The organism is Glycomyces tenuis DSM 44171 (assembly GCF_000427885.1).
Taxonomy (GTDB): domain Bacteria; phylum Actinomycetota; class Actinomycetes; order Mycobacteriales; family Micromonosporaceae; genus Glycomyces; species Glycomyces tenuis.
The window spans coordinates 61138-73794 of sequence record NZ_ATYW01000009.1 but is presented as its reverse complement, the minus strand read 5'-3'; the positions used below and the strand labels follow the sequence as shown (position 1 = coordinate 73794).

Sequence of the window (12657 nt, the reverse complement as noted above, 5' to 3'; positions counted from 1 at the left end):
ACCGCACCGCGCCGGCGCATCGGCACCCGAGCGAACAGAGAAGAGGCACTCCGGTGACCAACGCGAAACCCGTCGGCACCGCCACCGTCGACGTCGACACTCCCCGCGCGATCGACCCCGGCCTCCCCGTCGCCGACCGCGTCTTCCGCGGCGGCGCCCGCGCCGTCGGCCTGCTCGTCCTGGCCATCATGGCCTCGATCGGCGTGTTCATGTTCTCCGAGTCCGGCATCGCCTTCGACGAGTTCGGCTGGAGCTTCTTCACCGAGCACCGGTGGGCCCTGGAGACCAACCAGCTCGGCGTCCTGTCGCTGCTGGTCGGCACCGTCACCGTGGCCGCGGTGGCGATCGCGATCGCGGTGCCGTTCGCGCTGACCACCGCGCTGTTCATCACCGAGTACGCCCCGCTCCGGGCCCGGCGCACGCTCATCGCCCTGGTCGACCTCATGGCCGCCGTGCCGAGTGTCGTCTACGGCCTGGTGGGCCTGATCCTCTTCCAGCCCTACCTCGCCGACATCGCCAGATGGATCCACGACTTCTTCGGCTGGATCGCGATCCTGGACGTGCCAGGCGCCGACCCCGACACCACCAACTGGAACAACACCGCCCACCAGTACACCTCCTCGGCGTTCATCGCCGGCGTGGCCGTCGCGCTCATGGTCATGCCGGTCTGCGCGGCCGTCATGCGCGAGGTGTTCTCGCAGGCGCCCGCCGGCGAACGGGAGGCGGCGCTGGCGCTCGGCGGCACCCGCTGGGGCGTCATCAGATCGGTGGTGCTGCCGTTCGGCCGCAGCGGCATCGTCGGCGGCACCATGCTCGGACTCGGACGCGCCCTCGGCGAGACGATCGCGATCGCGCTCATCATCGTCCCCGCCTTCGACGTCAAGCTCCGCATCCTCGAGAACGGGACGATCACCATCGCCTCCCAGATCATCCTGCGCTTCGGCGAATCGTCCCCGCTCCAGCTGTCCGCGCTCATGTTCGCGGGCCTCGTCCTGTTCGTCTTCACCCTGATCGTGAACACCATCGCCGCGGCAGTGGTGTCGCGCAGCCGCAGCGGTGCGGCCACCGAGATCTGAGGGAGCCCATGACCACTGTCGCCACCAAGGAGACCGGGGCGGACACCGAACCGCCCGAAGCGCAAGCGACCGAACCGGACCCGGACGAGCCGGCCGTCGAGGAGGCCGACGCGCCCAGGCGGATCCGCTCGGCCGACGCCGACGACCGGATCGCCCAGGTCGGCAGCGCCGCCGGCTCGCTCGGCCTGGTGTGGATCCTCTACCATCGGGTGCTGCCCACCGAGGGCCTCCTGGGTTTCGTCCTGTGCTGGTGGATCGCGTTCCTGCTGCTGTACGCGCTGGTCACCGTGCAACGGCACGGCCGCGTCGTCCTCGTCGACCGCATCGCCGCCGCGGTGGTCCGCTCGGCGGCGGTCGTGGTCGCCGCCGCCCTGGTCACGGTCATCGCCTACACCTTCTGGCGCGGCGGAGAGGCGCTGGTCCACGCCAACTTCTACACCGAGGACCTCGTCTTCGACGACTCGACCGACCTCTCCCAGGGCGGCATCCGCCACGCCATCGTCGGCACCCTGGAGATGATGGGCCTGTCCATCGCCTTCACGCTCCCGCTCGGCGTGGCCTGCGCCGTGTTCCTCAGCGAGGTACGCGGCCGCCTCTCCCGCATCGTGCGCACCATCGTCGAGGCGATGACCGCGCTGCCGTCGATCGCGGCGGGCCTGTTCATCCTCGTCGCCCTGATCCTGGCCCTCGGCGTGGAGCAGAGCGGCCTCGCCGCCAGCCTGGCGCTGTCGGTGATGATGCTGCCGATCATCACCCGCGCCGCCGACGTGGGCCTGCGGCTGGTCCCCGGCGGGCTCCGGGAGGCCAGCCTCGCCCTCGGCGCCTCCCAATGGCGCACGGTATGGCACGTGGTCCTCCCGACCGCCAGGCCGGCCCTCGCCACCGCGCTCATCATCGGCGTGGCGCGCGGCGTCGGCGAGACCTCACCGGTGGTGCTGACCGCCGGCTACACGAACTTCCTGAACGCCAACCCGCTCTCGGGCTGGCAGACTTCACTGCCGCCGTTCATCTACAACAACGCCCGGCTCCCCGAAGAGGAGATGGTGGTGCGCGCCTTCGGCGCCGCCTCGGTCCTGCTGACCATCGTGCTGATCCTCTTCGTCATCTCCCGCATCATCGCGACCCACCGCGGAGGAAGACGCTCATGACGCTCGCAAGGACACACCGCGGCCGGCTCTCCAGGCTGCTGGCGCTCACGGTGACCGCGGTGCTGGTGATGGTGTTCGGCGCCGCCGGCTCCGCCAGCGCCCAGCGGCTGCCGCCGATCAACGGCTCCGGTTCGACCTGGAGCTTCAACGCGCTCAACACCTGGATCGGCGACATCGCCTCGAACGGCATCACCGTCAACTTCAACCCGGTCGGCTCCACCCGCGGCCGGGCCGACTTCAGAAGCGGCCAGACCGACTTCGGCGTCACCGAGATCCCCTACCAGGGCGGCAGGGACGAGCGCGGCGAAAGCGACGGCATCCCCGAACGCGGCTTCGGGTACATGCCGATCGTCGCCGGCGGCACCGCGTTCATGTACAACATCCAGGTCCGCGGCGAGCCGTACGAGGGCCTGCGGCTCTCGGGCGAGACCATCGCGAAGATCTTCACCGGCCAGATCACCAAGTGGAACGATCCGGCGATCACCGAGGACAACAACGGCGTGGAGATGCCCGACAAGGACATCATCCCGGTGGTCCGCTCCGACGGCTCGGGCACCACCGCCCAGTTCACCACCTATCTGGACAGCCAGTACCCCGACATCTGGCGGCCGTTCTTCGGACGCTCGGGCCTGACCTCGTACTACCCCAACCCCGGCAACGAGTTCGTGGCCCAGAGCGGATCGGACGGCATCCAGCGCTACGTCAGCGCCTCCTACGGCGACGGCGCCATCGGCTTCGTCGAGTACTCGTACGCGCTGGAGCGGGACTGGCCGGTGGCCAAGGTGCTCAACGACGCCGGGTACTACGTCCATCCGACGCAGTACAACGTGGCGGTGGCGCTGACCGAGGCCGAGATCGAGACCGCGAACACCGACCCCGCGGTGTACCTGACGCAGAAGCTCGAAGGCGTCTACAACCACTCCGACCAGCGCGCCTACCCGCTCTCGTCCTATTCGTACATGATCCTCCCGACCGACACGAGCGAGGGCATGAACGAGGACAAGGGACGGGCGCTCAGCAGATTCGCCTTCTACTTCCTATGCGAGGGGCAGCGCCGCGCCGGACCATTGGGATACTCGCCGCTGCCGCTGAACCTGGTGGAGGCCGGCTTCGAGCAGGTCCACCGCATCCCCGGCAACGAGGGCGAGGAACTCACCGACCCCGCCAAGTGCAACAACCCGACCTTCGACGGCAGCGACCCGGACCGCAACCTCTTGGCCGAGATCGCCCCCGAGATCCCCGAATGCGACCGCCAGGGGCAAGGGCCGTGCGGTGACGAATCCGGCGGTGGCGGCGGTTCGGGCGGCGACGACACCGGCACGGACGGGACCGGGGGCGGCACCGACGGCACCGGCGCTGGAGCCGACGGCGCCGACGGCACCGATGGCACGACCGCGGGCGCCACCGGCGAAGACGGCGCCCTGATCGACCCGGAGACCGGCCTGCCCATCGGCAGCGGCGGCGAAGGCGACGGCGGCCTCGGCGGCGCCGACCTCGCCTCCGCCGAAGCCGAGGCGCTGCCGATGTCGGCGGCGGTCCTGGCCGCCGTGCAACTGCTGGCCATCCTCATCGTCCCCACGCTCGCGGCCCGATACCTGACCGGCCGCGCCGCTCGGCGGGCGTCCCGACCATCGACCGAAACCGGCTGACGGAGGCTGATCCCAATGCGATTCCCGACATTGCGACGAGGGCCGCGGGCGCGCCTCGGTCGCGCTCTGACTGCCGCGCTCGCGCTCACTGCGGCGGTCACCGCCGTCACGGTGCTGCCGATACCCGCACCCGAACCGTCCGCCGCCCAGGAGACCGGCGGTGAGAGCCGGCAGATCGACTTTGCCGACGGCGGCACCGGCCGAGTGAGCGTCAGCAAGACCGAGGACCTGCGCAACGAGGCGGTGCGGATCGAATGGTCCGGCTTCCTGCCCTCCACCGCCTCGCAGGACGTGCCGGTGGGCCTCGGCAACCGCGTGAACGACCTGCACTTCCCGGTCGTCGTGTTCCAATGCCACCACGCCGCGGGTGAGGCACCGGTGCGCGAGCAGTGCATGACCGAGGAGCGGAGGATACCCCCGAAACTCGACCTGGCCGAGCCCCAGGCCGCTCCGGAACCGCTCTCGCTGAACGTGCCGTTCGTCGACGTCTACGGCCGGAGCTACGAGATCTTCCCCGGCAGCCAGGACTACCCCGACGACTGGCGCACCTTCGGGAAGGCGAACCAGGTCGCCATGACGGCCCAGGACGGCACCGGCGCGATGGACTTCCAGGTCCGCACCGGCGACGAGAGCCCCATCTCGCTCGGCTGCGGGCGCAGCCCCGCCCAAGGCGAGCCGGTGACCGAGTGCTCCCTGGTCGTGGTCCCGGTGCGCGAAATGGACTGCGACCAGACCCTCTCTCCCTCCGAACGCCTGACCTGCATCGAGGCCCCGACCAACACCAACCTCGCCAGGAGCCGCAACCTCGATGTGGCACTGTCGGGCTCCAACTGGCGCAACCGGGTGGTCTTCCCGCTCACCTTCGCGCCCGAAGAGGGCTACTGCGAGCTCACCGATGCCGAACGCCTCCCCACCGCCGGCAGCGAGCTGGCCGCCGAGGCGATGTACAGCTGGATCCCGGCCATGTGCGGCGCCGAGAACGGCACGCCGGTCGCGTACTCGCCCAGTGGCGAGAGCCTGGCCCGCGCGCAGTACCTGGGCGGCGGCCACGACTTCACCTTGGGCAGCCGCCCGGTGGAAGGGGCCGACCGGCCCACCGTGCACGCCCCGATGGCCGTATCGGGATTCGGGATCGCCTTCATGATCGACGACGCCGAGAGCAAACAGGTCACCGAGATGAACCTGAACGCCCGACTCGTCGCCAAGCTGCTCACCCAGAGCTACCGCGGGAATTTCTGCAATGACGGCCAGCGCTGGCTCTGCGACTTCCTGCCGAACCAGCCGACGGACCTCCTGGCGGACGACGAGTTCCAGGAACTCAACCCGCACATCGACCTCGACGCCGGGCACGGCGTCGACGGCGACGACGGCGCCCCGATGGCGACGCTCGTCCTCCCCTCCGGCGTCGGCGACGTCCCCGAGGCGGTCACCCGCTGGATCCTGGCCGACCCGGACGCGGCGGCGTTCCTCGCCGGTGAGAAGGACCCATGGGGCATGCGGGTGAACCCGGTCTTCACCGACTGGCAACTGCCGGTCGAGGCGTTCGAATGGCGTGACGACTGGAGCATCGCCCCCGACGACCCCGCGGTCCCGCAGCCGTACGACCCCGTCGGACTCCGCTGCGGCGATGCCGGCCCGAGCGTCGGCAGTTGCCCCTATGTCGGCGAGATCCTCCACGACCTGCTCGCGCAGAGCAGCACCAACCTCCGCGAGATCGGGGCCCGCACGATCGTCAACGCGCATCCGCTCCAAGAGACCGCCGTCGATGAGGTGGGCAGCAGCGCCTTCTCCGATCGCTCTGCTCCGCAGGTCGTCGGCAAACGCAGCATCATCGGCCTGGTCGACCTCGCCACCGCGGAGCGGTACCGCCTGCCACTGGCGAACCTGTCCACCGGCGGCACCGCCGCCGACGGCGCGCCGGTCTTCGCCTCGCCCACCGAGACGGCGATGTTCCGGGCCGTCCAGTCCGGGACGCTCGACGACACGAGCGGCACCATCCAGCTCGACTACGACGAACTCGCCCAGACCGGCGGCTACCCGGGCACCATGCTCGTCTACGGGGCGGCGCCCACCACCGGACTCGACGAGACCACTGCCGACGGCTACGCGAACCTCCTCGAATACGCCGCCGGGCCGGGGCAGGTCTACGGCCTCGCCCAAGGCTGGCTCCCGCCCGGCTACCTGGCGCTGCCGCCCGAACTCGCCCAGCAGACCCTGGCCGCCGCGCAGGCCGTCCGGGAGCAGGACGGCACCGAGGTGGTCCTGCCGCCGATCGACGACCCCGGCGAGCTGACCCCGCCGGGCGGCGACGGCACGACCGGCGGCGGCAACGGCGACGTCCCGCCGGGAGGCACCGGAGGCGAGGTCCCCGCCGGCGGCGAGCAGCCGCCCGCCGACGAGGACGCCCAGGGCCCGGCCTACACCGGCGACGAGTTCGCACAGGCCGGATCCACCGAGGCCATCGGCGCCGGCTGGGCCACCTGGGCCCTGCCCGTCGCGCTCGCCGTCGGAGCGGCCGCCCTCCTCGCCTCCGCCTCGGCGGGAGCGATCGGCACCGATCCGGACAGCCGGACCGGCCGCCTGCTCCGGTTCGCCGCCAGACCGTTCAAGCGAGCCTTCGTCTTCAGCGCGTCCCTGGTCCGGCGGAGGTGAGGGGCGCGATGAGACGACCCTCATCCGTCAGGGGCGTCGCCCGGGCCGTCGCCCCGGCGCTGGCCCGTGTCGCGGTCGGCGCGCTCGGCCTGGTGCTGTTCGCGGTCGCCCTGTCCCCGGTGCAGGCCGACCGCGAACAGCAGGTCCTGCGCGACGAGATGGACGCCGAGATCGCCGACCCCGGCGAAGTGCTGGAGTCCATCCCGCCCGGAACGCCGATCGCGTCGGTGGACATCCCCGCCATCGGCCTGGAGCACCAGGTCGTGGTGCAGGGCACGACCGCCGAGGACCTGACGGCCGGCCTCGGGCACCGCCGCGACTCGGTGCTGCCGGGGCAGACCGGCCTGTCGGTGATCTACGGCCGCCATGCCGCCTTCGGCGCCCCGTTCGCCGACCTGGACCGGCTCGACCCCGGCGACGAGATCGAAGTCGTCACGCCCGACGGCGAATTCGTGTTCCGGGTCGACCGGGTCCGCCGCGACGGCGACCCGATCGCCGCTCGCGAACCGGGCGGGACCTGGCTGGTGCTGGTCACCGCCGTCGGGGACCCGTTCAGGCCGACCGAGACGATCTACGTCGACGCGACGCTCACCGACCGGACCCTCGCCGCGGGGGCGGTGACCGAGGCGATCGCCGTCGAACCGGTCACCTCCGACGAGATCGCCATGGCGGAGGACAGCGGCGGATGGTTCGAGCTGGTGCTGTGGCTCCAGGCGCTCGCCGTCGCGCTCGTGGGACTCTTGTGGACGAAGCATCGACTGGGTCGCCGTGAAACCTGGATCATGGGATTCCCGGTCATGGCGGCGGTCCTGTGGAATGTCTATGAGGCCGCCATGCGTCTGTTTCCGAATCTGCTGTGACCATGCTCTGCGCGATTCCATCCGCGCGAAATGAAAGGCCTCGGGCTCCGGCGAGTCGATTGGGTTTCGCCGGGGCCCGAGGCCGTGAATCGTTGTTCCGGTCAGTCGATCGCGGTCGCGTCGTATCCGAGGATGCGGCCGGGCCGCAACGAGGTGATCCCCAGCTCCTCGTTGAATGCGGCGGCGCCGTCGGCGGTGAAGTGCCAGGCCGTGCCCTCATCGGTGCCGCCGCCGAGCACGAACAGCGCGACGGGCTCGCCGAAGTTCACCCGGCCGGTGACCGTGTCGCCGGCCGGGTCGATCACCAGGTCGGAGACGATGGCGCAACCGCCGTCGCGGTAGAAGGAGATGCCGCCGAACAGCTCGGTGGTGCCGTCGCCCGGGTCGCCGACCACGTCGAACGCGTAGGTGGTGGCTCCGTCGACGGTCTTGTCGGCGAAGAGCGGGAAGTGGCGGACGCCCTCGAACTCGAAGGTGGCCAGGGTGGTGTTCTCCAGCGTCAGCGTGCTGGTGCCCTGCGACCAGTGGGAGGCCGACGCCGCCGTCTCGGGCGAAGGGACGGGGTCCTCGGCGGCCGCGGGGGCGGCGCCGAAGTGCGCAATGGACACGATGATCGCCGAACCGATCAGGCCCTGTGTCAGTCGGGTGAGCATGGATCTCTCCGATCTCGGGGGAGTTCGAAAGCGACTTGCAATCAATTGGAGCGTACCTATAAGGCCATTCCATCGAAATGCGCTGATCGACATTTCCGCGCCAATTCAGCGACCGGAGCATGCTTGTTCACCCGGCGACGAAGACATATCCGATATGGGCGGTCCGCGCCGTGGCCGTCTCCGCGAGGCGGCGGACGCCCGGGCCGCGCAGGACTACGAGCCGCTCAGGCTCGCCGCGACGTGTCCCTTCACCCGGCCCGGCGCGAGGCGCTCGGTCGCGCCGGTGGACCGCTCGGTGACCTCCACGGTGCCCTCGCCCAGGCCCCGCCTGCTGACGGTGACCCGCAGCGGGATGCCGCACAGCTCGGCGTCCTTGAACTTGATGCCGGGCCGCTCGTCGCGGTCGTCGAGGAGGACCGAGACGCCCCCCTCGGCCAGTTCGCGGTAGAGACGGTCGGCCGCTTCGACGACCTCGGGATCGTCCCCCAGGGCGGCGATGTCGACCTGGAACGGGGCGACCGCGGCGGGCCAGACGATCCCCGACTCGTCGTGGTGGGTCTCGACGATCGCGGCGATCGCCCGCTCCACGCCGATGCCGTAGGAGCCCATGATCGGTGTCGCCGCCCGCCCTTCGGCGTCGAGCACGGTCACGCCGAACGCCTCGGCGTACCTGCGGCCGAGCTTGAAGATGTGGCCGACCTCGATGCACTTCACGACCTCGAGCGCGCTCCCGCAGTCCCCGCAGGGCTCGCCCGCGGCGACTTCCCGAAGATCGGCCCACCGGCCGGGCGCGATGTCGCGCTCGACGTCGACGCCGCGCAGGTGCACCTCGTCGCGGTTGGCGCCGGTGACCATGCCGCGGCGGCCGCGGAGCGCGGCGTCGGCGATCACGGGCAGCCCGGTGACGCCGACGCCGCCGAGGCTGCCCGGTCGGGCGCCGAGCGCCTCGGCGATCTCCTCGTCGTGCGCGGGACGGATCCGGGCCGCGCCGGTGGCGTCGGCGAGCTTCTGCTCGACCAGGGCGTGGTCGCCGCGCAGCAGCACGAGCGTGAGCCGGCCGTCGAGGACGTAGACGAGGGTCTTGACCTGGCGGTCGGCGGCCACACCGTGGACCCGCGCGAGGTCGTCGATGGTCCGCACCCCGGGGGTGTCGAACGGCGCGAGCTCGGTCGAGTCCGGGTCGTGGACGGGATCGAGCCGGGAGCCCGCCTTCTCGACATTCGCCGCGTAGCCGCACGCCGGGCAGCGGACGACGAAGTCCTCGCCGGCCTCGGAGGGGCACATGAACTCGGTCGAGGCCGACCCGCCCATCGCGCCTGAGGAGGCGTTCACCGCGATCGCCGGGAGGCCCAGGCGGGCGAAGACGCGTTCGTAGGCGGCCCGGTGGGCCTCGAAGGAGGCGTCCAGGCCCGCCTCGTCCAGGTCGAAGGAGTAGGAGTCCTTCATGGTGAACTCGCGGACGCGCAGCAGCCCCGCCTTCGGGCGGGCCTCGTCGCGGAACTTGGTCTGGAACTGGTACCAGATCTGCGGGAGCCGCCGGTAGGAGCGCAGCTCGGCGCCCAGGGTCGCGAAGACCTCTTCGTGGGTGAGGCCGAGGACCTGCTCGTTGCCCTTGCGGTCGGTCAGCTTGAACATGACGTCGACCGAGTCGTAGCGGCCCGAGCGCTTCCAGATCTCGGCGGGGTGCATCGTCGGCAGGAGGAACTCCTGGCCCCCGATCCGCTGCATCTCTTCGCGGATGATCCGGACCACGTTCTCGCGCACCCGCATCGCCATGGGAAGCAGGGTGTAGTGGCCGGCGGCGAGCTGGCGGATGAACCCGGCGCGGACCAGCAGCCTGTGGCTGGCCGCCTCCGCCTCCGCGGGGTCCTCGCGGAGTGTCGGCGTGTACAGCTGGGACCAGCGCATTCGGATACCTCCAGGAACGATGCGGACGGCGTGATCACGACCCGGTCGATTGTAGGGAGTGCCGCCGGCGCCTGCGGCCGCAGGCGGTCTCGGCCGGTGACACCGGCTCTCGGGCGGGTCAGGGCGTGGGCCTGTGGTAGCTGTGCTGCACGCCGACCGGGCGGAAGCCGAACCGGTGGTACAGGTGCTTCGGGGTGTCGTCGATCTCCGCTCCGATCAGGACCGAGCCGGCGCCGCGGCCCCGGGCGTGGGCGACGGCGCGGCGAAGCATCTGCGTGGCGACCCCCGAGCCCCGCTCCCGGGGGTGGACGAAGACGTCCTCGATCAGCCCGATGCCCTCGCCGCCGACCCACACCGCGATCGTCGCCACGACACTGCGGTCCCCTTCCGCGAGCAGGTAGCGCACCTGCGGTCCGAGCGCGCGCCGCAGCGCGACCGCCGAGCGCGTCAGCTCGGGCGGACGCGGCGGCGAGCCGTGGCGGGCGTCCTCCTCCAGGTGGTCGATGCGGAACAGCCGCTCGATCTCGCGCCAGTCCTCCTCGCCGTCGGCATGCCGCACCTGGAGGCCGTGCGGCTCGGGAACGGGCACATCGGCGGCCAGTTCGAGGACCAGGAGCCGCTCGAGCGCCCAGTCGTTCAAGGCGAGGACCGCTTCGACCGCGGGCGGGGCCTCGGTGTCGATGATCACACGCGGCGGCAGCGGCGCCGCCGCGTCGTCGCCGTGGGCGCGGATGCTCTCCGCCGCGGCCGCGGTGCGGAGCCCGCGGCAGAAGTTGCCCAGTGGATGGTCCGGTGCGGCCCGGTGGCGCACGAGCTCATAGCCGTCGTGGGCGCTCACCTCCCCGCCGAGCGACCAGAAGTCCTCCACGGCCGCCTCGAACCGCGGCCAGGCCGCACCGTCGGCGGTGATGCGATCGTTCATGAGCCCCACGATAGACCCGCCCCGGTCGCGGTACGGATCGGTCGCGAGCGAGCAGAATCCGGGCCGAGAACGGTCTACCCATGTATGACCGAAGAGATCGCCCGCATATCCGACGGGCCCGCGGCCGGCCCGAGGGAGCTCGACGAGCCGGCCGCCCGGTACCGGACCGAGTTGCTGGCGCACTGCTATCGCCTGCTCGGCTCGGCCGAGGACGCCGAGGACGCGGTGCAGGAGACCCTGCTCCGGGCCTTCCGGTTCCGTGATCGATGGGAAGGGCGGAGCTCGATGCGCACCTGGCTCTACAAGATCGCCACCAACGTCAGCCTCGACGCCCGCGGGGCCGCGGCCCGGCGCCCGCTCCCCTCGGACCTGTCCGCGCCGGTCGACACCGGTCGGCTCGGCGACGAAGCGCCGGGGACGCTGTGGATCGAGCCGCTGCCGGGTCGCGCGCTCGACGACGATCGGGCCGACCCGGCGTCGCAGGCGGCCGCTCGCTCCGGTATGCGGCTCGCGTTCGTGGCGGCGCTGCAACACCTCTCGGCGGTGCAGCGGGCGGTGCTCGTGCTCCGTGACGTGCTGATGTTCCCGGCCGCCGACGTGGCCGGGATGCTCGACCTCACCGTGCCCTCGGTCAACAACCACCTGCAGCGCGCTCGGCGCCGCCTGAGCGAGGCGGCACCCGCCGCGGAGCGGATTCGGGAGCCCGAGGAGCAGCGTGAGCTGGAGCGGCTGGAGGCGTACGCGCGGGCGTTCGTGTCCTCCGACGTCGACGGCCTGGTCTCGCTCCTCCATGAGGACGTGACGCTGGAGATGCCGCCGAACCCCTCCTGGTTCCGCGGCCGCGCCGACGTCGGCGCGTTCCTCGGCGCCCGAATCGGGGAACGGCGCTGGCGGGCGGTGGCGACGGCCGCCAACACTCAGCCCGCGGTCGTCCTCTACGCGCAGGGCGAGACCGGTGAGTGGCGGCCGGAAAGCCTCCACGTGCTCGACGCCGCCGGGGCCGCCCTCAGCGGGATCGTCGTATTCCGCGAACGCCGCATCCTGGCGGGTTTCGATCTGCCGGACCCGCTCCCTCCCGAGCCCCACGCGCAGGAGGTCGCCATGTGACCAGTTCCCGCCGCGCGGCCTCGCGTTCGCCACCTGCGGCCGAGCGGCGATCCGCCACATCCGTCCAGACGATCCATCCAGACAAGAAGGAGCACAACCCATGCCCGTGTTCACGATCGACGTCCCCGAGGGGGCGGCGCCCGAAGCCAAGCGGCAGGTCCTCGCAGAGGTCACTCGCGCGATGCACGAGACGTACCGGTTCCCCGACCACCGGGGATGGCTGCGGGAGCATCCGGCCGAGAACATCGCCGTCGACGGCCAGGTGGGGGCCGAACCGGTCCGGCCGGTCTGCTCGATCGAGGCGCCCGAGTTCCACGACCTCGACGCGAAGCGCAAGCTCGTCGAGCAGATCACGGCGGCGATCGCGAGCGGCTATGCCGAGCTGGCGAACACCGAGGAGACCCTGATCCTCATCAACGAGTACCCGCTCCAGAACGTCGGCTGGAGGTCCGGTCTGCAATGCGACACTCCTGAGATCGTCGCGGCGGTGGACCAACTCAACGCCGCGGGCGAGAGCCGGGCCGATTGACCCCTTGAGCAAGGGGCGCCGGCGAGCGGCTCCATACCCTCCCCGCCCCCTCGCCGAGGATCGGGCGGCCCTCCGAGCCGGCCACGCCTTGCGGGGCGGGCGCCGCCCACCGGATGTCACCGGTGGGCGGCGCCCGCCCCGCTCGTCGGTGCA

General features: G+C 71.4%; 10 protein-coding genes. 7 read left to right on the top strand and 3 right to left on the bottom strand.

Going from position 1 to position 12657, the window contains the following annotated elements; genetic code table 11:
• Nucleotides 1–53 precede the first annotated feature (53 nt).
• Genes pstC through YWW_RS0111955 form a run of 5 tightly spaced genes read left to right on the top strand, consistent with a single transcriptional unit; the run spans nt 54 to nt 7385 of the window.
• Entirely contained in the window at nt 54–1076 is a 1023-nt protein-coding gene (gene pstC / locus YWW_RS29935; RefSeq protein WP_051325702.1) for a phosphate ABC transporter permease subunit PstC, read from the top strand.
• A gap of 8 nt (nt 1077–1084) precedes the next feature.
• Nucleotides 1085–2224, top strand: coding sequence for a phosphate ABC transporter permease PstA (pstA, locus tag YWW_RS29930; RefSeq protein WP_081687406.1), 1140 nt, complete (start codon nt 1085–1087; stop codon nt 2222–2224).
• Nucleotides 2221–3873, top strand: coding sequence for a phosphate ABC transporter substrate-binding protein PstS (locus YWW_RS0111965; protein ID WP_035704428.1), 1653 nt, complete (start codon nt 2221–2223; stop codon nt 3871–3873). Before pstA ends, YWW_RS0111965 begins: the two co-directional genes overlap by 4 nt.
• Nucleotides 3874–3888: 15 nt before the next feature.
• Nucleotides 3889–6525: a hypothetical protein gene (locus tag YWW_RS0111960; RefSeq protein WP_155830149.1), complete on the top strand. Its 2637-nt coding sequence runs from the start codon at nt 3889–3891 to the stop codon at nt 6523–6525.
• Between the two features lie 8 nt (nt 6526–6533).
• Nucleotides 6534–7385 carry a sortase gene (locus tag YWW_RS0111955; protein WP_051325701.1) on the top strand — a complete coding sequence of 284 codons (852 nt, stop codon included), beginning with the start codon at nt 6534–6536 and terminating at the stop codon, nt 7383–7385.
• 101 nt (nt 7386–7486) lie between these two features.
• On the opposite strand, the gene YWW_RS0111950 is transcribed toward YWW_RS0111955, so the two are convergent.
• From YWW_RS0111950 to YWW_RS34060, 3 genes are all read right to left on the bottom strand, one after another.
• The gene (locus YWW_RS0111950; protein ID WP_026930300.1) at nt 7487–8038 is read right to left on the bottom strand and encodes a hypothetical protein; all 552 of its coding nucleotides are present in this window, start codon (nt 8036–8038) and stop codon (nt 7487–7489) included.
• Nucleotides 8039–8251: 213 nt separating this feature from the next.
• The gene (locus tag YWW_RS29925; RefSeq protein ID WP_051325700.1) at nt 8252–9946 is read right to left on the bottom strand and encodes a proline--tRNA ligase; all 1695 of its coding nucleotides are present in this window, start codon (nt 9944–9946) and stop codon (nt 8252–8254) included.
• 118 nt (nt 9947–10064) lie between these two features.
• The gene (locus tag YWW_RS34060; RefSeq protein ID WP_026930299.1) at nt 10065–10868 is read right to left on the bottom strand and encodes a GNAT family N-acetyltransferase; all 804 of its coding nucleotides are present in this window, start codon (nt 10866–10868) and stop codon (nt 10065–10067) included.
• Nucleotides 10869–10952: 84 nt separating this feature from the next.
• Between YWW_RS34060 and YWW_RS29915 the strand changes: the two genes are divergently transcribed.
• Both YWW_RS29915 and YWW_RS0111930 read left to right on the top strand, forming a co-directional pair.
• Nucleotides 10953–11975, top strand: a complete 1023-nt coding sequence (locus YWW_RS29915; RefSeq protein WP_051325699.1) for an RNA polymerase subunit sigma-70 — start codon at nt 10953–10955, stop codon at nt 11973–11975.
• Between the two features lie 100 nt (nt 11976–12075).
• Nucleotides 12076–12504, top strand: a complete 429-nt coding sequence (locus tag YWW_RS0111930; RefSeq protein ID WP_026930298.1) for a tautomerase family protein — start codon at nt 12076–12078, stop codon at nt 12502–12504.
• Nucleotides 12505–12657: the final 153 nt, after the last annotated feature.

Excerpts from the sequence above, each read along its gene's own strand:
- pstA (WP_081687406.1), top strand. The coding sequence starts at position 1,085 with ATGACCACTGTCGCCACCAAGGAGACCGGGGCGGACACCGAACCGCCC.
- YWW_RS0111965 (WP_035704428.1), top strand. The coding sequence starts at position 2,221 with ATGACGCTCGCAAGGACACACCGCGGCCGGCTCTCCAGGCTGCTGGCG.
- YWW_RS0111960 (WP_155830149.1), top strand. The coding sequence starts at position 3,889 with ATGCGATTCCCGACATTGCGACGAGGGCCGCGGGCGCGCCTCGGTCGC.
- YWW_RS0111955 (WP_051325701.1), top strand. The coding sequence starts at position 6,534 with ATGAGACGACCCTCATCCGTCAGGGGCGTCGCCCGGGCCGTCGCCCCG.
- YWW_RS0111950 (WP_026930300.1), bottom strand. The coding sequence starts at position 8,038 with ATGCTCACCCGACTGACACAGGGCCTGATCGGTTCGGCGATCATCGTG.
- YWW_RS29925 (WP_051325700.1), bottom strand. The coding sequence starts at position 9,946 with ATGCGCTGGTCCCAGCTGTACACGCCGACACTCCGCGAGGACCCCGCG.
- YWW_RS34060 (WP_026930299.1), bottom strand. The coding sequence starts at position 10,868 with ATGAACGATCGCATCACCGCCGACGGTGCGGCCTGGCCGCGGTTCGAG.
- YWW_RS29915 (WP_051325699.1), top strand. The coding sequence starts at position 10,953 with ATGACCGAAGAGATCGCCCGCATATCCGACGGGCCCGCGGCCGGCCCG.
- YWW_RS0111930 (WP_026930298.1), top strand. The coding sequence starts at position 12,076 with ATGCCCGTGTTCACGATCGACGTCCCCGAGGGGGCGGCGCCCGAAGCC.